Annotated in this window: 17 protein-coding genes; 9 read left to right on the top strand and 8 right to left on the bottom strand. The window is 65.4% G+C overall.

Going from position 1 to position 20400, the window contains the following annotated elements; genetic code table 11:
- Positions 1–39: 39 nt before the first annotated feature.
- On the bottom strand, positions 40–603 hold the full coding sequence (locus GT590_RS11400) for a gamma carbonic anhydrase family protein (RefSeq protein WP_009306905.1): 564 nt from the start codon (positions 601–603) through the stop codon (positions 40–42).
- 201 nt (positions 604–804) lie between these two features.
- On the opposite strand from GT590_RS11400, the gene glp reads away from it, so the two are divergent.
- Both glp and GT590_RS11390 read left to right on the top strand, forming a co-directional pair.
- Positions 805–2061 (top strand): gephyrin-like molybdotransferase Glp, encoded by a 1257-nt coding sequence (glp, locus tag GT590_RS11395; protein WP_009306904.1) that lies wholly within the window; start codon positions 805–807, stop codon positions 2059–2061.
- Position 2062: 1 nt separating this feature from the next.
- Positions 2063–2542 (top strand): molybdenum cofactor biosynthesis protein B, encoded by a 480-nt coding sequence (locus GT590_RS11390; RefSeq protein WP_009306903.1) that lies wholly within the window; start codon positions 2063–2065, stop codon positions 2540–2542.
- Positions 2543–2885: 343 nt separating this feature from the next.
- Here the strand turns inward: GT590_RS11390 and GT590_RS11385 are convergent, their stop codons facing one another.
- The 4 genes from GT590_RS11385 to GT590_RS11370 form a co-directional block, all read right to left on the bottom strand.
- On the bottom strand, positions 2886–3740 hold the full coding sequence (locus GT590_RS11385; protein ID WP_015761412.1) for a DmsC/YnfH family molybdoenzyme membrane anchor subunit: 855 nt from the start codon (positions 3738–3740) through the stop codon (positions 2886–2888).
- The gene (locus GT590_RS11380) at positions 3737–4360 is read right to left on the bottom strand and encodes a DMSO/selenate family reductase complex B subunit (RefSeq protein WP_015761411.1); all 624 of its coding nucleotides are present in this window, start codon (positions 4358–4360) and stop codon (positions 3737–3739) included. The genes GT590_RS11385 and GT590_RS11380 overlap by 4 nt, the downstream gene beginning before the upstream one ends.
- 182 nt (positions 4361–4542) lie before the next feature.
- On the bottom strand, positions 4543–5178 hold the full coding sequence (locus tag GT590_RS11375) for a 4Fe-4S dicluster domain-containing protein (RefSeq protein WP_015761410.1): 636 nt from the start codon (positions 5176–5178) through the stop codon (positions 4543–4545).
- Between the two features lie 15 nt (positions 5179–5193).
- A complete protein-coding gene (locus GT590_RS11370; protein ID WP_161171099.1) occupies positions 5194–7629 on the bottom strand; it encodes a DMSO/selenate family reductase complex A subunit in 2436 nt (811 codons plus the stop codon).
- A gap of 198 nt (positions 7630–7827) precedes the next feature.
- Here GT590_RS11370 and GT590_RS11365 point away from each other — a divergent pair, with 198 nt between their 5' ends.
- From GT590_RS11365 to GT590_RS11355, 3 genes are all read left to right on the top strand, one after another.
- On the top strand, positions 7828–9363 hold the full coding sequence (locus GT590_RS11365; RefSeq protein WP_009306898.1) for a helix-turn-helix transcriptional regulator: 1536 nt from the start codon (positions 7828–7830) through the stop codon (positions 9361–9363).
- 63 nt (positions 9364–9426) lie between these two features.
- Positions 9427–10830: an alanine racemase gene (gene alr, locus GT590_RS11360; protein ID WP_009609368.1), complete on the top strand. Its 1404-nt coding sequence runs from the start codon at positions 9427–9429 to the stop codon at positions 10828–10830.
- A gap of 14 nt (positions 10831–10844) precedes the next feature.
- A complete protein-coding gene (locus GT590_RS11355; protein ID WP_009306896.1) occupies positions 10845–11480 on the top strand; it encodes a uracil-DNA glycosylase family protein in 636 nt (211 codons plus the stop codon).
- 404 nt (positions 11481–11884) lie between these two features.
- Here the strand turns inward: GT590_RS11355 and GT590_RS11350 are convergent, their stop codons facing one another.
- Positions 11885–12808 carry a CorA family divalent cation transporter gene (locus tag GT590_RS11350; RefSeq protein WP_161171098.1) on the bottom strand — a complete coding sequence of 308 codons (924 nt, stop codon included), beginning with the start codon at positions 12806–12808 and terminating at the stop codon, positions 11885–11887.
- A gap of 285 nt (positions 12809–13093) precedes the next feature.
- Between GT590_RS11350 and GT590_RS11345 the strand changes: the two genes are divergently transcribed.
- The 3 genes from GT590_RS11345 to GT590_RS11335 all read left to right on the top strand — a co-directional run bounded on the left by GT590_RS11345 (position 13094) and on the right by GT590_RS11335 (position 16815).
- Positions 13094–13948 (top strand): sulfide/dihydroorotate dehydrogenase-like FAD/NAD-binding protein, encoded by an 855-nt coding sequence (locus GT590_RS11345; RefSeq protein ID WP_086414314.1) that lies wholly within the window; start codon positions 13094–13096, stop codon positions 13946–13948.
- 1 nt (position 13949) lies between these two features.
- Complete coding sequence (gltA, locus tag GT590_RS11340) at positions 13950–15428, top strand: NADPH-dependent glutamate synthase (protein ID WP_114550030.1); 1479 nt, start codon at positions 13950–13952, stop codon at positions 15426–15428.
- 73 nt (positions 15429–15501) lie between these two features.
- Positions 15502–16815: a folylpolyglutamate synthase/dihydrofolate synthase family protein gene (locus GT590_RS11335; RefSeq protein ID WP_114550029.1), complete on the top strand. Its 1314-nt coding sequence runs from the start codon at positions 15502–15504 to the stop codon at positions 16813–16815.
- A 3-nt stretch (positions 16816–16818) separates the two neighbouring features.
- On the opposite strand, the gene GT590_RS11330 is transcribed toward GT590_RS11335, so the two are convergent.
- A complete protein-coding gene (locus GT590_RS11330; protein WP_181815919.1) occupies positions 16819–18360 on the bottom strand; it encodes a response regulator transcription factor in 1542 nt (513 codons plus the stop codon).
- A gap of 213 nt (positions 18361–18573) precedes the next feature.
- Between GT590_RS11330 and GT590_RS11325 the strand changes: the two genes are divergently transcribed.
- Positions 18574–20097, top strand: a complete 1524-nt coding sequence (locus GT590_RS11325; RefSeq protein WP_161171097.1) for an FAD-dependent oxidoreductase — start codon at positions 18574–18576, stop codon at positions 20095–20097.
- A gap of 84 nt (positions 20098–20181) precedes the next feature.
- Here the strand turns inward: GT590_RS11325 and GT590_RS11320 are convergent, their stop codons facing one another.
- Entirely contained in the window at positions 20182–20400 is a 219-nt protein-coding gene (locus tag GT590_RS11320; protein WP_009306889.1) for an acyl carrier protein, read from the bottom strand.

Genomic DNA, 20400 nt, shown 5'->3' with positions numbered 1-20400 from the left:
TTGGGCAGCCCTTCTTCATGAGCGGGAAAAGGCTTTGCCCTACGCTCCCCGGTGCATGTCCATGTCGGGGGCGGGGTGCTCCAGCACTCCCTGCTCCAGCATTTCGCCGCTTTGGCGCACGTAGTCGTCGGCGGGGAAGGTGCACATGGACGCAATCTCCTCGTCGGTCAGCGCGCGCTTCACGCGCGCCGGCGTGCCCATGATGAGGCTGCCCGGCGGGAACTCCTTGCCCTCTGTCACCAGCGATCCTGCCCCGATCAGGCTGTTCGCGCCGATCTTCGCGCGGTTCATCACGATGGAGCCCATGCCCACCAGCACGTTTTCGCCCAGCTCGCACCCGTGCAGGATGGTGCCGTGGCCTACGGTGCAATGCGGCCCCACGATGCAGGGCACGTCGAAATCCACGTGGACGACCGTGTTCTCCTGCAAGTTGGACTCGTCGCCGATGACGACGGGCGCGTCGTCGCCGCGGATCTGCACGCCGGCGAACACGCTGGCGTCGCGGCCGATGGTCACGTCGCCCACGATGCCAGCCGACGGCGCGATGCGGGCGGTGGGATGGGCTTTCACGCGGTGGTACAGGGGCGTTTCTTCTGAGGTCATGGGCGTCTCCTTGTGTGCGAGGGTTCGGTGTCCTTCCATTATCGCGAACCTGGGGGCGAGGGGCTATCGTCAGATCATGGCGATTGGGTGGAGCGCCCCCCCTTGAAGCCCGCGTACGACTGCCGATGCTGCCAAACTTCCTGCGCAACACTATACTGCAAGCGCTATAATGAGCCGCACGAAGGAAAAGGATGTGCAACCATGCCAGAAATGATCTCACTTGAAGAGGCCCGTGCGCTCGTGTTGTCCCATGCGGCGCCCCTGCCGGTGGAAACCGTGCCCGTGTTGGAAGCGGTCGGCCGCGTGGCCGCCGCCGATTTGAAGAGCGATATCGACATCTCGCCGTTCGCCCATTCGGCGATGGACGGGTTCGCGGTTCGGGCCGCCGAGCTTGCCGAGGCGTCGCAGGAAGCGCCGGTCGAACTGGACGTCGTGGCCGAGATCGCGGCGGGCGACGTGTTTGAAGGCTCTATCGAGGCCGGGCAGTGCGTGCGCATCATGACCGGCGCGCCCATGCCCGACGACGCAGACTCCGTGGTGAAATACGAGATCGTCGACGTGGTGACCGGCGACGGCAAGCCCGGCAGCCGCGTGGCGTTCTCCGCCCCCACCGCCGTGCGCTCCAACGTGCGCGAGGCCGGGGAAGAGGCGAAGGCGGGCGAGACGGTGGTGTCGAAGGGCGAGGTCATCGGCTCGGCCGGCGTCGGGTTCCTCGCGGGATGCGGCATCGTGGAGGTGCCGACGCATCGGCGTCCGCGCGTGGCCGTCATCTCCATCGGCTCCGAGCTGGTGGATCCCACAGTCGTGCCCACGCCCGGCAAGATCCGCAACTCGAACAGCTACGCGCTTGCCGCCTGCGCGCAAGCAGCGGGTGCGGTACCCGTCATCCTGCCCATCGTGGAGGATACGAAGGAGGCGCTTGCGGCGGCGGTGTCCGCGGCGGCGGACGCGTACGACTTCGTCGTGACCAGCGGCGGGGCGTCGAACGGCGACTTCGACTTCATCAAGCCCGTGGTGTCCGAGTTGGGCGAGCTGCTGATGACCACGGTGAACATTCGTCCCGGCAAGGCCCAGACGTTCGGCATCGTGCGCGGTACGCCCGTGTTCGGCCTGCCCGGCAACCCGGCGGCGGCGTACGTGGGCTTCGAGATGATCATCCGCCCCGCGCTGCGCAAGATGCAAGGGTATGCGCATTTCGAGCGCCCGTCGGTGATGGCGAAGCTATCGCGCGACGTGAAGAAGAAGGACCCGCGCCGCATCTTCCTGCGCGGCACGCTGTACAAGAACGATGAGGGCGAATACGTGGTGGCGCCCGCCAAGAACCAGAGCTCGGGCCTGTTCGGAGTCATCCAGCGCAGCAACTGCATGGCCATCCTGCCGGAAGGCCTCGACTCTCGCACTGCCGGCTCGCTTGTGCAGTGCGTCCTGCTCGACGTTTCCGAGGAAGTGAGTTTGTAAGATGGAACAGAACATCACCTTCGCCATTATCACGTGCTCGGATACGCGCGGCATGAAGGAGGATACGGCCGGCGCAGCGCTGGAGACGCTGATCGCCGAAAACGGTTGGGAGTGCAAGAGCCACGTGGTGGTGCCCGACGAGCGACCGTTCATCGCGTCGGCCATTGTGCGCGCCTGCGACGAGCAGGACGTGGACGTGGTGCTGACCTGCGGAGGCAGCGGGCTCTCGCTGCGCGACGTGACGCCCGAGGCCACGATGGACGCGTGCGATCGCAACGTGCCCGGCATAGCCGAAGCCATGCGCGCGCATTCGCTGGCCATCACGCCGTACGCCATGCTGTCCCGCGCGCTGTGCATGCAGCGCGGCCGTCACCTGGTGATCAACCTGCCCGGCAGCGAGAAGGCTGCCCGCGAGAACTGGGACGGCGTGGTGAAAGCCCTGCCGCACGCCGTGAAGATGATGGCCGGCGGCGGGCATTAGGAACCGCTTCCCCGCGGTGTTTGACGTATGCGACTGAACTTTCCTATCGTAAGGGTTTCTTCGTACGCAGGGGAGTCGGTTTTTGTTTGCGCGGGCAGCGATAGTATCGGTAGCGAGTCGGATTTTGGCAAAAATTTCGAGGTAGGAAGATGTCATCTGCATCTAACTCTACGGTTCAGGCTGTATGGAAAAACATGACCTGGGATTATTGTCGAAACGAGCTGGGCAAGGCATCCTATAGTGCAAGTATTCCTTGGCTAACATCTTCTTACCTCGAAATTTTTGCCAAAATCAGGGAAGTCGGCGAACGACCGCTGTGTTGCCACACGGGAGAACTGTTCGATCAGAATCCCACGGTCATGTGCAGGTGGTAGAACACGATGCGGGTGACGAAGACGGCTGCGAGCGCGAGCAGGCTGGCGGTGGCTCTCAGTGCGAGTGTCGTGCGGCGGGATTGGACGCGCTTCATCGACAGGCCGGCTATTGCGAGTGCGATCGCGCCTACGATGAGATGCGCGCCGATGACAGCAGGATAGGAAGGCGCGAGCGTGCTGGCTGCGAACTCGTTGTTCGCGATGGCGGGAAGGCTCTCCTGGTGCAGTGCGAGCACGACGGTCCCCGCCACGAGCGCGGGCGCCGCCAGTACGACGAGCGCGCGCTCGAGCGCGCGCGGCCGCACCTGCGCCAGCTCCAGGAACAGGAGCCCCAACACAGGGCCTGCCAGCAACGCTGCCAACACGAGGTTCGCCGGCGTGAATGCGGTATCCCAGGTAGGAACCGTGTCCACGTTGTACGCCATGGACGTGCACGCGATAAGCGCGATTCCTGCCAGACAGGCCAACGCCAGCCATGGCTTCGCCACGGCATCGGGAAAGCGCTCCTTGAACGCCATCATCCAGTACGAACCTACCAGGAACAGGAACGCGACAGCGCTCAGAACCTCGTTGGACAGCGGCGAGCGGCCGACGCCCGAGAACACGTGCAGCGCGTTCGCGGGCGTTCCGAGGTGCGTGGCCGAGGCGATGAACCCGATCAGAACCACGCTGAACGGCAGCGCGATCATACGGTCGATGCGCACTGAGGCCGTGCGGTCGCGCGACCAGAGCCGCACGAGCGCGAGTGCCAGGAACGCAACGACGCCCGCCGGTGCGAGCGAGGTGAACAGGCCCAGCGAGAAGGCGTCGAATCCGCTGGTCATAGATGAAGCTCCGTTCGGTTCACGATGCTGCCTCCCTGCTTTTCGGCTCGTTCGGCCGCAGGCGACGGCAGGATGAGGAGGTTGGGGCGCGTGGCCGATTCGTCCGGCAGCGGCAGGATGGAGCGCACTGCGTCGGGGTGGCGGTCGGTCAGCTCGGACGTCAGCCCGAACTCCAGCGCGCGCAGCGGGCAGGCTTCCACGCAGACAGGCTGCTCGCCGTCGACGAGGCGGTCGCGGCAGCCGTCGCACTTGCTGCTGCGTTTCAGGCGCGCGTCGATATGCGGTGCGTGGTAGGGGCAGGCCATGGTGCAGTAGCCGCAGCCGATGCACTTGGTGGCATCGGGCCAGACCAGCCCGAGCTCGTCTTTATGCATGGCGCCGGTGGGGCATACGCGGGTGCACACGGGGTTGTTGCAGTGGTTGCACGAGATGGACACGTGGTAGGCGAACGCGTCCTGCGAGAACGTCCCGTCGACATCGGGTTGCCAGGAGCCGCCTTCGTAGTCGATGACCATGCGGAAGGCCATGTCCGGTCCGTGGTCATGGTAGTCCTTGCACGCTATGACGCAGGTTCTGCACCCGGTGCAGCGCGTATTGTCGTAAAAGAAGCCCCGTGGCATAATGCCGCTTTCGGTCGGAAACGATGGAAGACGAAGACGATTCTACCACGAAGGCCCGTCGATTCCCCGGAGCCCGTTCGGGCGGCGCCGTGCGCGGGGAAGCCCCGTCCTGGGGAAGGGGGCCTTCGTTCGAAGATGCGAAGGGGCGCCCCTGCGGCGCCCCTTCGAGTGGCGGATGCCGGTTAGGCCACGCCCGTCACTTCCTTCTCATTGGCGATGGCGCCAGTGGTGTCGCCGGGCTCCTTCGCCGCCGGGCACGGCAGGATTGCGATGGAGGGCGTCGTCTCGTCGGGCGACGGCATCGGCGCAATGCCTGCCACCGTTCCTTCGTGCTTCGCCCTCAGCTCCTCGATGTCGCCGAACTCCAGCGCGCGCAACGGGCAGGCCTCCACGCAGATGGGGCTCTTGCCCTCGGCCACGCGGTCGGCGCAGCCGTCGCATTTCACGCCCTTGCCCAGGGCCTTGTCCACGATGGGCACGTTGTAGGGGCACGTCTCCACGCAGGCGCCCACGCCCGTGCATTTTTCCTGGTTGATGTGCACCAGGCCCGTCTTGGTATCCTTCTCGATGGCACCCTGCGGGCACTTGGCCATGCAGGCCGGCATCGCGCAGTGCTGGCAGCCCAGCGACACGTGGTAGGCGAACGCGTCGGACGTGAAGGTGCCGTCGCCCACGTCGCTCCAGGCGCCGCCCTCGTAGTCGTACACCTTGCGGAATGCGATGGTGGCGGACAGGTCCTTGTAGTCCTTGCACGCCATCTCGCAGGTGCGGCAACCCGTGCAGCGCGTGCTGTCGAAGAAAAATCCGTACTGAGTCATGTGGTCCTCCCCCCGTTAGGCTTTCGTGATCTGGGCGATGATGGAGTGCGCCGGGCCGTTGCCCTTGGCAAGCGGCGTCGGGCGGTACGTGGTCAGCGTGTTGACGCACGCGCCCTCGTCCACGCGGTCGCCGTTCATGTCGGCCTTGTGCCACGCGCCCTGCGGGATGCCGATGGTGCCCGGGATGATGCGCGACGTGACCAAAGCCTCGATGCGGATCTCGCCGGCGGGGCTCTTCACGGCCACCGTGTCGCCGCTGGCGATGCCGCGCGACTCGGCGTCGGCGGGGTTGATCCACAGCTGCTGGCGCGCCACCTGCTCCAGCTCGGGGATGAAGCCGAAGGAGGAGTGGGTGCGGCTCTTGTGATGGAAGCCCGTGCAGTACAGCGGGTACTCGTCGGTCACCGAGCCGTAGCCCTGGAAGCCGGGCGTGAACACGGGGATGGGGTTGATGACGTCGCCCTCTTCGAGCTCCCACGTGGCGGCGATCTCGGCCAGCTGCTCGGAGTAGATCTCGATCTTGCCCGACGGCGTGGACAGCGGGTTCTTCACCGGGTCGGTGCGGAAGTCCACCAGGCCGATGGCCGGCTCCAGCGGACGCTTGTACACGCCTTGGGCCTTGATCTCGTCCCAGGTGGGCATGTTGCCGTCGGCTTTCGCGCCGGCCTCGTAGAGCTCCTTGATCCAGTCTTCCTGCGTCTTGCCCTCGGTGAACGCGTCCTTCTTGCCGAACTTGTCGGCGATGTCGGCGCATACGTCGTAGCTGGAGCGGCACTCGCCCGGCGCTTCCTGCGCGGGCCCGCCCACGACGACGGCGGTGTAGTATTCGGAGTAGCCCTGCGTCTGCATGTTCAGCTGCTCGGAGCGCATGGCGTCGGGCAGCAGAATGTCGGCGTACTTGGCGGAGTCGGTCATCACGGTGTCCCACACCAGGATGAACTCCAGCTTGCTCTCGTCTGCCAAAACGTCGTGCGTGTAGTTGATGTCGCCGTGCTGGTTCGTGATGCAGTTGCCCGCGTAGTTCCACAGGAACTTGATGTCGTTGTTCAGCTTGTCGGCGCCCACGATGCCGGCGTTGGTGGCCGTCATCTCCTTGCCGTGGTCCACGGCGTTGATCCACTGGTACACCGGGATGGCCGTCTTGATGGGGTTCTCGAACGGCAGGCTTCCCACGAGATAGGTGGGCGGTTCGGCCTCGCGCTGGCCGGTGTTCGTGCCGGGCAGGCCGATCTTGCCGATGAGCACGGGCAGCATGCAGATGGCGCGCGACGTGTCCTCGCCGTTCGTGTGGCGCTGCGGGCCCCAGCCTTGGCAGATGAACGGCGCCTCGGCGGCGGCGATGTCGGCTGCCAGCTGCTTGATGCGCTCGGCCGGGATGCCGGTGATGGGGGCGGCCCACTCGGCGGTCTTCTCTACCATGTCGTAGCCGGTGCCCATGATGTAGTCCTTGTAGGACTTGTTCTGGCCCTTGGCGCTCTCGGGCATGGTGTCCTCGTCGTAGCCGACGCAGTACTCGTCCAGGAAGCCCTTGTCCACCTGGTCGTTCGCGATCCACTCGTGCGCGATGGCGGACGCCAGCGCGGCGTCGGTGCCGGGACGGATGGGCAGCCACTCGTCCGGGTGTCCCGAGCACGACTCGTTCATGCGGTAGTCGATGTTGACGATCTTGCCGCCGCGGCCGGTGACGGACTCGCGCACCTTCGCGAAGTCCCACACGGCGTTCGCGCCGCCCATGCGGGTTTCCGCCGGGCTGTTGCCGAACATCACCACAAGGTCGGAGGCGCGCTCGGCCTCGGAGAACGAGGAAGCGTGCACGTTGTCGTACGGGCTGCACTTGCTGCCGTACATGAAGGGCAGCGCCACCTGCAGCATGTGGGTGGAGTAGTCGTACGCCTGGTTGATGTAGCCGCCCAGCAGGCCCAGCAGGCGCAGGCCCGGCTGCTTGCCGGTGGTGGAGTACATGCCGGTGGCGTAGTTCACGTAGATGGCCTCGTTGCCGTACGTGTCGATGACGCGCTTCAGCTCGCTGGCGATGGTGTCGATGGCCTCGTCCCAGCTGATCTCCTCGAACTTGCCTTCGCCGCGCTTGCCGACGCGCTTCATGGGCTTCGTCAGACGATCGGGGCTGTTGATCCAACGGCGCATGGAGCGGCCGCGCAGGCAGGCGCGCGCCTGCAGATCGACGTCGCCGGTGTTGTCGGACTCCATGTAGACGATCTTGCCGTCCTGGGAGTGCCACTGGAAGACGCAGTTGCCGCCGCAGTTGACGTTGCACTGGCTCCACGAGATCTGGTCGGTCGATGCGCCAGCGCCCTCGCTTGCGGCGCCCTTCTCGTCCTTCGGCGCGCAGCCGTACAGCGCGGTCGATCCGGCAGCGCCGGCAAGCGCCAGGCCGGCCAGCGATCCCTTGACGAACGTGCGGCGCGATACGCTCGATTCGTTCATGGTCATGGTTCCCTCCTCTTGCTTCGATTGTTCCTCTCGCCTGTTCCAAAGTACCGGAAACAGCTGGCGGGGGAATCACACTCGTCATGTGATTTAAGAACAAAACCCCAGGTAGGAGTCATCACTATTCTCTGAATCCCCCGTTTCGGAGCCGACGGCTATGCTACCATGCGAAGCGTCGTGCAAGCTGGGATAGGAGGGGTCGTGGAGCAAAGCTCATCGCGCATGCATGTGTCCAGTTGGGGCTACGCATGTTTTCTCACGGTGAACGCCACGTCCATTTGGGGCGGTGTCTTCCCGTTTCTGCCGCTCGAATTCCAGACGGCGGAGATCACCCTCACGTTCTTCCTAGCCCAGGCGCTCGCGTTCGGCGGCGCGTTCGTAGCCAGCATGCTCGGATCGTACTACTTTCCGCGCGGCGCGCGTGTGATGCTGGTGTCGCTGAGCGCGCTGTTGGTGTTCGCCGGGTCGGCCTGCCTTATCGCGGCCATGTACGTGCAGGCGGCCACGCTCCCGCTGGTGTTCGCCGGTGGCGTGTTGCTGGGCATCGGGTGCGCGGGCATGTTCATGCTATGGCAGCGCTACTTCGCGTCGCTGCCGTCGGCCGAGGGCAACTTGCGGCTCATCGTGGGCACGGCCATCGCGCCGCTCATCTACTTTGCGCTGTACCTCGTGCCCATCGCGCTGACGGCTTTCCTCATACCGCTCGTGTTCGTGCCCTTGTGCGGCCTTTGCATCGCGCTTTCGGTGCGCGAGATGCACGTGGACCAGCCTATGTTCGAGGACGTGCCGCAGCAGCATCCGCGCGTGTATCGGCAGGTGGTGGCCGACTATTGGCGCAGTGCGCTGTGCGTGGGGTCGCTCGCGTTCGCCAGCGGCGTCATCCGCGGCATCGCGCTTCTGCACGAGGATATCGGCGCAGTGGTGAACAGCGCGTCGATGCTGGGCTCGTTGGTGTCGGCGGTGGTGCTGTTGGTGCTGTGGTACCGCATGAGCTTCCGGTTCGGGCTGACCTCGGTGTTCCGTGTGGTGTATCCGCTCATCATCACGGGGTTCTTGCTGCTGCCGTTTTTGGGTGCGACCTATCTCAACCTGTTCGCGGCGCTTACGTACATGGTGTTCTCGCTAGTGCAGATGCTCATGATGATGCAGTGCGCGCAGATCTCGCGCGACCGCGGCATCAACCCGGTGTTCATCTACGGGTTCTTCGGCGGCGTGGCCTACATCATGCAGAGCGCCGGCTTCTTGCTGGGCTGGGTGAGCGACTTCATGTGGATCGGCGGTCGCGAGTGGTTGTTCATCGTGGCCATGGTATCGAGCTACGTGCTGGGCCTCACGCTGCTGGCGGCCACGGGCACGCTGTTCAAATCGCTGGCGGCGAAGGGCACGGTGACGGCCGATCCCATCGAGTTCCTGGCGGTCGGCGCGCCGGAGGAGCCGCGGCAGCAGAAGGCGGCGAAACCTGCGGCAAAGCGCCGACGGAATCGCCCTTCGGCATCCGAAGACGCGGGCGTCATCCGCGATCGCACGTCGAAGCAATGTCTCATGCTGCAGGAGGCGCACGGGTTGTCGACGCGCGAAACGGAGGTCATGGAGCTTATCGCGCGCGGGAACAGCATGGCCGCCATCGCCGAGCGCCTGGTCATCAGCGAGAACACCGTGCGCACGCACGCGAAGCACATTTACACGAAGCTCGACATCCACCGTCGTCAAGAGCTGTTGGACATGCTGCATGAATGAGGGCGGGCTTCGCCACGATCCCAAGTGCTATACTGATGCCCGATCGACTGAAAGGCGTAGAGCATGGCACAGGATCTTCCCAACGGGTTCACCGGTTTCTCGCAACGCAGGCCCAACGGCTTCGTGTCGGCGAGCGCGGCGATGGGTACGCCGCGATACGTAGGCGAGCAGCCTCCGGCGGGCAACGCGGCCAACAAGGGCGCGTACGAGGCGGCCACGGCGGCGTTCAGCAGCGGAGCGGAGGGCGCGTTCCAGTACGCGCGCGACCACGCGCGGCCCGACGGCGAGCCGGCCCAATTCGACCCCGACAAGCTGCGCCTCATTCCCGACGTCGACCGCCGCTGGTCGTGGACCGAGATCGACCTCAACGCCATCCGTCATAACACGAGCGCCGTCAAGCAGCGCATCGACAACGGCGTGCGCCTCATGGCCGTGGTGAAGGCCGACGGATACGGTCACGGCGCGGTGCGCTGTGCCAAGACCGCGCTCAACTCCGGCGCCGACTACCTGGGCGTGGCCACGGTGAACGAAGCCATCGAGCTGCGCGAGGCGCTGGTAAACGCGCCCATCCTCGTTCTTTCGCAGCCGCCCGAGACGGCCATCCCGCTGCTTCTGGCTTACAAGGTCATGCCGAGCGTCTATACCTCCGAGTTCGCCATCCAGTACGCCGAGGCCGCCGACGCGTACGGCGTGCGCGCTCCGTACCACCTGGCGGTGAACACGGGTATGAACCGCATCGGCGTGCGCCACGACGAAGTGGTCGAGTTCATGGGGCAGGTGAGCTTCCATCGCGCGCTCGACCTCGTGGGCACGTTCACGCACTTCGCCACGGCCGACTCCGCGGAGACGTTGGACTTCCAGATCCAGGTGAAGCGGTTCATCGAGGCCGTCACGGCGCTGCGCACGGCAGGCGTCAACCCCGGCATCGTGCATGCGGCGAACTCGGCCGCGGCCATCCGCTATCCTGACGTGCAGTTCGACATGGTGCGCCTGGGCATAGCCATGTACGGCCTGCATCCGTCGGGCGTCACGCGCCCGATGATCGACCTGCACCCCGCCATGAGCGTGCACGCGCGCATCACCGACGTGCGCACCGTGCCCATGAGCGAGGGCGTGAGCTACGGCATGAACTACCGCAGTCCCGGCAGCGTGAAGATATGCACCGTGCCCGTGGGGTACGCCGACGGCCTGCGTCGCGGCCTGTCGGGGCGCACCGACGTGATCCTCAAGGGGCAGCGCTGCCATCAGGTGGGCAACATCTGCATGGACCAGTGCATGTTCGAGGTGGATCTGCGGGTGTACGGCAGCCGGCGCCGGCTCGATCCGATGATTGGCGACGAGGTGCTGCTGGTGGGACGCGAGGGCGATTCCGTGATCACCCTCGACGACATGGCGAACACGCTGGGCACCATCAACTACGAGCTGGCCTGCGGGTTCAGCTTGCGCATGCCGCGCGTGTACGTGTAGGAAAGGGGATTCGCATGACCAAGCCGCATATTCCGCTCGACGAGATACGCGCGCAGGTGGAAGGGTGCCGCAAGTGCCCCTTGGCCGACGGCCGCACGCAGACGGTGTTCGGCGTGGGCAATCCCGAAGCACGCGTCATGATCATCGGCGAGGCGCCGGGCAAGAACGAAGACCTGCAAGGCGAGCCCTTCGTGGGCGCGGCGGGCAAGTACCTCAACGAGCTGCTGGCCGTCGCCGGGCTCGTCCGCGAGGACGTGTTCATCGCGAACGTGCTGAAGTGCCGCCCGCCCGGAAACCGCGACCCGCGTCCCGAGGAGATCGAGCTGTGCACGCCGTACCTGCGCGAGCAGACGCGCACCATCGATCCCGAGTTCCTGGTGACGCTGGGGAACTTCTCCACGAAGTTCATCCTGAAGACGGATATCGGCATCACGCGCCTGCACGGCACCGTGCAGCGCGCCGGCAAGTTCAAGGTGTTCCCCATCTTCCACCCGGCGGCCGCGCTGTACGACGGTTCCAAGCGCGAGGCGCTGGAGAACGACTTCGCCACGCTGGGCGAGCTGTTGCGCGCAAGCGAAGCCGAACGGGCCGCGGAGGCCGCCGCCAAAGCCGCCGAACCCCCGCACGTCGAGCAACCGCCGCTGCTGTAACGGCTCGACGCAAGCGCCGTCCGTCCCCTTGCCTCATACAGCCCCGTTAACGAAAGGTTTCTTTCGATAGCGGGGCCTTTTCGCAGCGTAACGAAAAAACAGCTGATTTCTTTCGTTAGCGGCTGGCTTAGTGCGCAGCCCCCTTCGGTTCGAGATTGCCCCTTTGGCGCTCGTGCAGCGGATCGAGGCCGAAATGGCAAAAAAGCATCGAATTCGGAATGCATCGCAAGCCTTGAGCAAGCGCCGTGCGCGGCACCAGAAGAAGTGCTCTTCGTAATCAGGCATTATGCGGGGTGGTTATCCGGAGCACGGTCGGCTCGCAGTCGATCCCAGGCGGCAACTTCCGAATTCGATGCTTTTTTGCCATCTGGGCCTTCGTTGGATGCGCGGGAGGGGGTGAGGCACTACAGCCACTTCTTGCGCTTGAAGATGATGATTTCGATCACGACGATGATTACCGATACGGCGATGATGGCTTCGTGGCCCCAGCGCCAGTCAAGGCCGGGCATGTTCGTGAAATTCATGCCGAACCAGCTGGTCAGCAGCGTCAGCGGCGCGAACAACGTGGTGATAACCGTGAAGAACTGCATCGTGTTGTTCTGCTGCAGGTCGATTTGCGTCTGGTACAGTTCGCGCAACTGCAAGCTGTACTCCTTGAGGGTGAGCGAGCGCTTCAACAGGCGTTCGGCCTGACGTTCCGCTACCAGGAATAGGCGGCTTTCCTCCTTGCTGAGCAGCCCGTTCTCGTTTTCGGCTATGCCGCTGGCCATGTCCACCAGCTGCTGGTAGTACGTGTCGATGCGCAGCAGCTTGCGCCGGAACGTCAGCATGGTGCGGCTGTTGGCGTTCTTGCCGCGATCGATGATGGACTCCTCCACGTCCTCCATGCGATCCTCCAGATCGGCCAGGAAGGAGAGGTCGTTCTTCATGAGCATCTTCATGAACTCGAACAGGCAGTGACCGACGGTGGGCTGCTTCAAAACGCCTTGCGAGGCGATTTCCTCGAGAACGCGCGCGCAGGTGGTGCCGTCGTCGAGGAACACCAGATGCGTGGCGTCGAAGTAGAACGCGAAGCAGAGCGGGTCGAACAGGATGTGGTTCTTGTTGGGCACGGCGAACGATCCGATGAGGCAGTGGGGGAACACATCGAGGTAGGTGTTCTCGACCGTGTATATGGAGCGCAGCGACTCCCGCGTCTCGGAGCTGAGGAAGCAGGCCTCGCCAATTTCCAGCGAGTTGAGCACTTCGACCACCGGCTGATCGGCGTCGATGGGCGTGCCTGCCGGGGCGGCTTGCAGGCGGTTGTGCAGAAAGTAGAGGTGAGCCATCGCGTTCTCCCAAACGAAACCCCGGGCGTCTTGCCCGCGGACCGGACGATTCCCCAGCTTACCATGCAGGAGCCTCCCTGCATGCTCTCCGGTTGCTCCGTTGGGGGATTGTTGACGCACGCCAGAACATTGAGAAACCCTTCCGGCGCGATTTCCTCCACTGGCCGGGTGGAAACATGCTCGTAACATAGGTGCGGCAGCGCCTTTGCTATACTGACGGCCACATCTACGAGACGGCACCGCTTTCGGTGCTGCTTTTGTATCTGAGACGAGAAGGGCAGTGACGTGTATCCCATCGAACAGGTAGAGGCGCTCAATCCCGAGGTGACGCGCATGGTGGTGCGCGCGCCCGAGATCGCGAAGAAGATCAAGCCGGGTCAGTTCATCATGCTGCGCATCGACGAGCAGGGCGAGCGCATCCCGTTGACCATGAACGACTGCGACCCGGAGGCGGGCACGATTACGATCATCTTCCAGGCGGTTGGCGCCACCACGATGCGCCTCGCCCAGATGAAAGCGGGCGACGCGCTGCAGGACTTCGCCGGGCCGTTGGGCAACCCCACCGAGCTGGAAGGCGCGAAGCGCGCGTGCGTCATCGGCGGCGGTTTGGGAACAGCCATCGCGTTTCCTCAGGCCAAGTGGCTGTACGACCATGGCTGCGAGGTGGATGTTATCACCGGCTTCCGCAACAAGGACCTCGTGCTGCTGGAAGACGAGATCAACCAGCATTCTACGCGCCAGATCATCATGACCGACGACGGCTCGAACGGCAACAAGGGCCTGGTGACACAGGCGCTGCAGCAGCGCATCGACGAGGGAGCGGACTACGACCTCGTGCTGGCCGTGGGCCCCGTCATCATGATGAAGTTCGTGGCCGCCACGACGAAGCCCTACGGCATCAAAACGTACGTGAGCATGAACCCTCTCATGATCGACGGCACCGGCATGTGCGGCGGTTGCCGCGTGAAGGTGGGCGACGAGTACCTGCACGCGTGCGTGGACGGCCCAGACTTCGACGGCCATCTGGTGGACTTCGACGACGCCATGCGTCGCGGCGTGATGTACCGGAGCTTCGAGGCCGAGGCGCGCGAAGGACGCTCGTGCGGCGCGCATGCGGGCGACGAGCGGAAGGGGGCCTAGCATGGCGCGGACGAACTACGAGGTGAACAGGCAGAAGACGCGCGTTCCCATGCCGGAGCTCGATCCGGTCGAGCGTGCGCAGACGTTCGACGAGGTGGCTCTGGGCTACTCCGAAGAAGAGGCGGTAGCTGAGGCGCGCCGCTGCATCCAGTGCCCGAACGCTCCGTGCGTGGGCGGCTGCCCCGTGGGCGTTCCCATCCCGCAGTTTATCGCACAGGTGGCCGAGGGCAATTTCGCCCGTGCGTACGCCATAGTGAAGAGCGCGAACTCGCTGCCTGCCATCTGCGGACGCGTGTGCCCGCAGGAGACGCAGTGCGAGGGCGTGTGCACGCGCGGAAAGAACGGCGAGCCCGTTTCTATCGGTCGTCTGGAACGCTTCACGTCTGACTGGGCGTTCGAGCACCCTGAGGAAGCGGCTGCGGCTATGGAGGAGTTCGCGTGCGAAGGCGAAGGGCTCGTCGAGCAGACGGCCGGCGATGACGCGGCGGCATCGATCGACCTTTCCGGCAAGCGCGTGGCCGTTGTGGGCTCGGGCCCGGCGTCGCTGACGTGCGCGGGCGAGCTGGCGAAGCTGGGCTGCGACGTGACCGTGTTCGAGGCGCTGCACAAGGTGGGCGGCGTGCTGACCTACGGCATCCCCGAGTTCCGTCTTCCGAAGGACCTCGTGCAGCGCGAGGTGTCGAAGCTGGGCGACAAGGGCGTGTCGTTCGAGGTGAACGCGCTGGTGGGCAAGCTCTACGACATCGACGAGCTCATGGAGGATCGCGGCTTCGACGCGGTGTTCGTGGGCACGGGCGCGGGGCTTCCCAGCTACCTGGGCATCGAGGGCGAGGGCCTCAACGGCGTGTCGGTGGCAAGCGAGCTGCTGACCCGCGTGAACCTTATGAAGGCGTACCTGTTCCCCGAGTACGAGACGCCGGTGTACGCTGGCAAGAAGTGCGTGGTGGTGGGCGGCGGCAACGTGGCCATGGACGCCGCGCGCACGGCGAGGCGCCTGGGCGCCGAGGTGACCGTGGTGTACCGCCGCGGCCGCGAGGAGATGCCGGCGCGCGCCGAGGAAGTGCACCATGCCGAGCAGGAGGGCATCCGTTTCCAGCTGCTGACGAACCCGACGCGCATCCTGGGCGACGAGAAGGGCTGGGTGTCCGGCGTCGAATGCGTGCGCATGGAGCTGGGCGAGCCTGACGCGAGCGGCCGTCGCCGCCCGACGGCGGTCGAGGGCAGCGAGTTCGTCATCGACATCGACATGCTGGTGGTTGCGGCGGGCTCGAAGACCAACCCGCTGATCGCGAAAACCACGCCGGGGCTGGAAGTGACGCCGCGCAGCCTGATCGTGGCCGACGAGCGCACGGGCGCCACGTCGAAGCCGGGCGTGTTCGCCGGCGGTGACGCGGTCATCGGCGCGGCCACCGTGATCCTGGCCATGGGTGCCGGCAAGCGCGCCGCCGCGGGCATCGCGGAGTATTTGACGCAGGACTAGACTGAATACCGTTGTACAAGGGAACGAGTGTTTCATTTGAAACACTCGTTCGTGTTTTTTTGGGAGGCTGGATATGCCGTTCGATCCTATCGCCTACATCAACGAGCCCCGCTGGATGGAATCGCGCTTGGGGCTCGATCGCATTCGCGAGCTGCTCGACCGGCTGGGCCGTCCGCAGGACCGCCTCAAGTTCGTGCACGTGGCCGGCACGAACGGCAAGGGTTCGACCTGCGCGTACCTGGCTTCCATCTTGCAAGCGGCCGGCTTGCGCACGGGGCTGTTCACCAGCCCCTACCTGATCACGTTCGAAGAGCGCATCCGCGTGGACGGCGTTAACATCGCGCTGGACCAACTGGCCGAGGTCGCGTTGCTCGTGAAGGAGCAGGCCGAGGCCATGACCGACCACCCCACCGAATTCGAGCTGATGACGGCGGTGGCGCTCGTGCACTTCGCGCGCCAGGGCTGCGACATCGTGGTGCTGGAAGTGGGCCTCGGCGGGCGCCTGGACTCCACGAACGTCATCGACGCGCCCGAAGCGGCCGTCATCGCGCGCATCGGCCTCGACCACACGAAGCTGCTCGGCACCACGCTGGCCGCCATCGCGGGCGAGAAGGCCGGCATCGTCAAGCCGGGGTCGGCTGTGGTGTCGTGGCCGCAGGACGCCGAGGCCATGGCCGTGGTCGAAGCGGCTGCAGCCGCGGCCGATGACACGCTGACGGTGCCCGACTTCTCACGGCTTGCCGTGGGAGCCGTCGACTGGAACGCCCCCGGGGCTCCCGTGCGCTCGTTCTCGTACGGGCGCTTTGCGAACCTGCGCACAAAGCTATTGGGTTCGTATCAGCCGTCGAACGCGGCGCTGGCTATCGAGACGGCCGTCGCGCTGCGCGAGCGCGGATGGCGCATATCCGACGAAGCGGTGCGCCAGGGCGTCGCAGATGCCGCATGGCCTGGGCGCTTCGAGATCGTGCGCGCGGGGGAGGGCGAACCGACCATCGTCGTAGACGGCGGTCACAACCCGCAGGGCGCTCAGGCGCTCGTCGATTCGCTGGTCGACGTGTTTCCCGGTCGCAAGCCCGTGTTTATTATCGGCGTGCTGGAGGACAAGGACTATCCGGTCATGCTGGAGACGGTGCTGCCGCACGGCTCGGCGTTCGTCGCGGTGGCACCCGACAATCCGCGCGCGCTGCCCGCCAGCAAGCTGGCGCGCGCCATCCGTTGGACCGGGCAGGATCTGCTGGGGTGCTCGGCGTGCGTAAACCCGTACGTCGCGCGCGATATGGCCGACGCGCTGGCGCATGCGCGCGAGCTGGCCGGCCCCGACGGCCTCATCTGCTCGTTCGGCAGTCTGTACTCCGTTGGCGCGCTGAAGGGGTTGCTGGCAGGGTAGACCTCACTCCCTGTTCTGCAGCAGGTCGATCAGTTCCTGCTTCGAATGCACGTCCAGCTTCGCGTAGACGTTCTTCGCGTGCGTGCGCACCGTGTTCTCCGACAGGCACAGCGCGTCGGCGATGTAAGCCTTGCTGCGCCCCTGCGCGATGAGCAGCGCGACCTCCGTCTCGCGCTCCGACAGGTCGAATTCCTCGCGGAACCAGTCCTGAGCGCTCGGCGCCTTCTTGGCGTCCAGCACCCCGGGCGCCGCTCCGTCGGCCGCTTGCGGCGCGGCGAACGCGCCCGACGCTTCAGGTGCCAGGCTTGCAACGGGTGCCGACGGCTTCGGCCCCCTCGCGCGCCGTTCCGGTTTGGGCGCTTCGTCCTCGGCGAATAGCGGCCGCATCTTCAAGATGCCGTCCGACAGCAGCAGCGCCATGCTGGCGGCCAGCGCGAACACCACGATGCCGATGACGGCGGTCACCGCGTACGACGATGCGCCCACCGCGCCCAGCACCATGATCAGCACGCGGCCCGCGTCGCGCGACAGCACGCGCGACGCCCAGGCGAATCCGTACACGGCGTACACGTCGGTGGTGGCGTGGCGCGCCACGTCCTGCAGCGTGATCCACAGCACGCCCAGCATCAGCGTGTCGGCGATGTTCACGGTGGCGATGGCCAGCCCCGTGAAGTGCCCGGGGAACACCGACAGGATCAGCATCCCTACGGCCACCAGCATGATCTCGATGCGCCAGAGGAACGAGAAGCTCAGCCGCTTGCGTTTCACGATGAACCACCAGATGATGAACAGGCTGATGATCACCACGCCCATCTGGTGCACCACGCGCTGCAGCGCGTCCATGGGCACCGGCTCGCCCGCCGGGAATCCGCGCGAGATGCCCAGCGCCAGCCCGAACACCGCCAAGCCGCCGAAGATGAACAGCATGGTGGTGCGCGGTTCCTTGTCGTATACGGGCTCGGGTGCGGGAAGCGGGCCCACGTCGGCTTTCATGGCGCGCTGGTAGCATAAAAGCGCGATGGCCGGCATGAACATGCTGATCGTGTAGCTGAGGAGGTCGGGCAGGAAACTCAGCGCCAAGCCGCCGACGGATCCGAGGGCCAGCGACAAGAACCCGTACAGCACCGATTGGCGCAGGCCCAGCCGCACGTAGGCCGCCGTCCACATGCCGCCGCCCAGCGCGCCGCCGATGCCGGCCAAGACGCTGGCCACTGCCAGGATCTCGACCGCGCCGGTCTCCTTGCCCGCCAAGATAAGCACGGTGGAGAACGTCATCACCGTGAAACCCAGCCACGCCACCGCCGTGCGGCCTCCCTTCGAGAAGGGCTTGTGCAGCGCGATGGCCGCGCCGATGACCATCACCAGGCCGTACGCGAGGTTGTTGACCACCGTGAACAGCCCGTCGTCGCTTTGGGTGTACGAGGCGAACAGGTTCACTTGCAGCCAGACGCGCGTGGCTGCCAGCCCGAGAAACGACGGCAGGAAGGTGCCGCCCATGAGGGCGATTATTTGGCTTGTTCGAGCGGCGGCGCTCGTGTGCGGCATCGATCCTCGATTCTTGCGGGGGACGGAGTACGGCAACCAGTATATACGAGCATGCGCGGACGCGTGCGCAACGCACAGAACGCGTCCTCACACCTTCCGGGTGAATCTTGGCCCGCCGACGTCGGTTTCACCCGGAAGGTGGCTTCTGATCTGCGCGCATCGTGCGTAGAGTGCAGGGCATGAAGCAGCACCCCAGGGAGGAAAGGATCAATCATGACGGGAATCAAGACGGGACGCTCCACCACCCAGCCGACGAGGGCTTCCGTGCCGTTGACGCGTCGCCAGTTCGCCCAGGCGATGACCGGCGGCCTGGCCACGTTGGCGCTGGGCGGCCTGTTCGGCTGCGCACCGCAACAGGCTGCGGCGGCCGAGGCGCACGAGACGATGGACTACGACGTGGTGGTCCTGGGAGGCGGCGGCGCCGGCGTGACGGCTGCGGGCCAGGCTGCGGCGGCCGGCGCGAAAACCGTGCTGGTGGAGAAGATGGCGTGGCTGGCGGGTTCCAGTTCGCTGGCCATCGGCACGCTGTACGGCGCGGGCACGAAGCTGCAGAAGGAGGCCGGCATCGAGGATACGCCGGAGGGCCTGCTGGAGTACTTCCTGTCGCGTGGCGGCGACAAGCTGGACTACGACGTGCAGAAGTTCTGCGCCGAGCATTTCGGGGAAACCATCGACTGGCTGTACGAGGATCTGAAGGTGCCCTTCAAGGAAACGGTGTCCAAGAAGGGCAAGGATCCTGTTCCGCGCGGCCATAACTGTTCGAACAACGCCATGGACTACCTGCGCGCGGTCACGGCGTACGCGCAGGAACAGGGCGCCGAGTTCCACTTCGGCACCACGGTGGAATCGCTTGTCGTGGACGAGGGCGGCGCGGTGACCGGCGTGCTCGCTAAGCGCGGGAACGGCTCGACGGTGCTCTACAACGCGAAGAACGTGATCGTGGCCACGGGCGGGTTCTGTCGCAACGCCGACATGATCGACGAGTACATGCCCGACTATTCCGGCGTGTACACCGAAGTGGGCGTCGGCTGCACAGGCGAGGGCCTGCGGATGGGCCTCGACATCGGCGCGGACTACGTGGGCCACGGCGGCACGAATGGTATCCTCGCCTGCCCGGTCGAGCCGGGCCAGTCGAAGCTGATCAGCAACAAGGCGCTGTGGATCAACTCCAAGGGCGAGCGCTTCGCCAACGAGGCCGGCCAGACCCACGACATCTACTATGACGTGGCGCACTTCGACGACCAGAAGTTCTTCGCGGTGTACGACCAGGCCATGGTGGACGCGCTCGACGACGACCTGCGCTCGAAGTTCGAATTCGGCCTGGAGCAGGGCATGTTCGCCCAGGGCGACACGGTGGCCGAAGCCGCGGCAGCGCTCGGCATCGACGGCGCCGCAGCGCAGATGGCGCTCGACGGGTACAACGAGCTGGCCGCTGCGGGCGAGGACGCCCAGTTCAAGAAGAAGGCCGAGGTGCTCGTCCCGCTCACGGAGGCTCCCTACTACGTGCTGACCATGGGCGTGTGCACGCACGGCAGCTTCGGCGGCTACCGCGTGAACACCGAGTTCCAGGTGCTCGATACGAACGGCCAGCCCATTCCGCACCTGTACGCGGCGGGCGAGGTGTGCTGCGGCACGTTCATCTACGACGACTATCCGGCGGGCGGCTGCGGCCTTAACTGGTCCTACACTTCCGGCCGCTACTCGGGCAAGAACGCGGCCAAGGCGGCGCTCGCGTAAGGGTTCCCACCGAGCGTACCCTCCCTGAACAAGCGAAGGCCCGCCGATCGGCGGGCCTTCGCGGTGCTGCTTGCAGGGTCGTGCTTACAAGGAGTCGATGTACTCCACGAGGGCGCCCACGGTGTCGAGGCCCTCGGGCTCGCCGAAGTCCACGTCGCAGGCTTCTTCGAGGTCGCAGATCAGCTCGACCATGTCGAGCGAGTCGATGCCCAGCGAGTCGAACGTCGAGCTCTCCTCAACGGTGTTCGGATCGATATCGAGGTTCTCCTCGAGGATGGTCTTGATGGTGTCGATGGTTGCCAT

The organism is Eggerthella sp. BIOML-A1 (assembly GCF_009875595.1).
GTDB lineage: Bacteria > Actinomycetota > Coriobacteriia > Coriobacteriales > Eggerthellaceae > Eggerthella > Eggerthella lenta.
Note: the sequence above shows the minus strand (reverse complement) of the source record. Positions and strands in the feature narration are given on the sequence as shown.

Coding starts and splice junctions, on each gene's coding strand:
- GT590_RS11400 (WP_009306905.1), bottom strand. CDS start 603: ATGACCTCAGAAGAAACGCCCCTGTACCACCGCGTGAAAGCCCATCCC.
- glp (WP_009306904.1), top strand. CDS start 805: ATGCCAGAAATGATCTCACTTGAAGAGGCCCGTGCGCTCGTGTTGTCC.
- GT590_RS11390 (WP_009306903.1), top strand. CDS start 2,063: ATGGAACAGAACATCACCTTCGCCATTATCACGTGCTCGGATACGCGC.
- GT590_RS11385 (WP_015761412.1), bottom strand. CDS start 3,740: ATGACCAGCGGATTCGACGCCTTCTCGCTGGGCCTGTTCACCTCGCTC.
- GT590_RS11380 (WP_015761411.1), bottom strand. CDS start 4,360: ATGCCACGGGGCTTCTTTTACGACAATACGCGCTGCACCGGGTGCAGA.
- GT590_RS11375 (WP_015761410.1), bottom strand. CDS start 5,178: ATGACTCAGTACGGATTTTTCTTCGACAGCACGCGCTGCACGGGTTGC.
- GT590_RS11370 (WP_161171099.1), bottom strand. CDS start 7,629: ATGACCATGAACGAATCGAGCGTATCGCGCCGCACGTTCGTCAAGGGA.
- alr (WP_009609368.1), top strand. CDS start 9,427: ATGGCACAGGATCTTCCCAACGGGTTCACCGGTTTCTCGCAACGCAGG.
- GT590_RS11355 (WP_009306896.1), top strand. CDS start 10,845: ATGACCAAGCCGCATATTCCGCTCGACGAGATACGCGCGCAGGTGGAA.
- GT590_RS11350 (WP_161171098.1), bottom strand. CDS start 12,808: ATGGCTCACCTCTACTTTCTGCACAACCGCCTGCAAGCCGCCCCGGCA.
- gltA (WP_114550030.1), top strand. CDS start 13,950: ATGGCGCGGACGAACTACGAGGTGAACAGGCAGAAGACGCGCGTTCCC.
- GT590_RS11335 (WP_114550029.1), top strand. CDS start 15,502: ATGCCGTTCGATCCTATCGCCTACATCAACGAGCCCCGCTGGATGGAA.
- GT590_RS11330 (WP_181815919.1), bottom strand. CDS start 18,360: ATGCCGCACACGAGCGCCGCCGCTCGAACAAGCCAAATAATCGCCCTC.
- GT590_RS11325 (WP_161171097.1), top strand. CDS start 18,574: ATGACGGGAATCAAGACGGGACGCTCCACCACCCAGCCGACGAGGGCT.
- GT590_RS11320 (WP_009306889.1), bottom strand. CDS start 20,400: ATGGCAACCATCGACACCATCAAGACCATCCTCGAGGAGAACCTCGAT.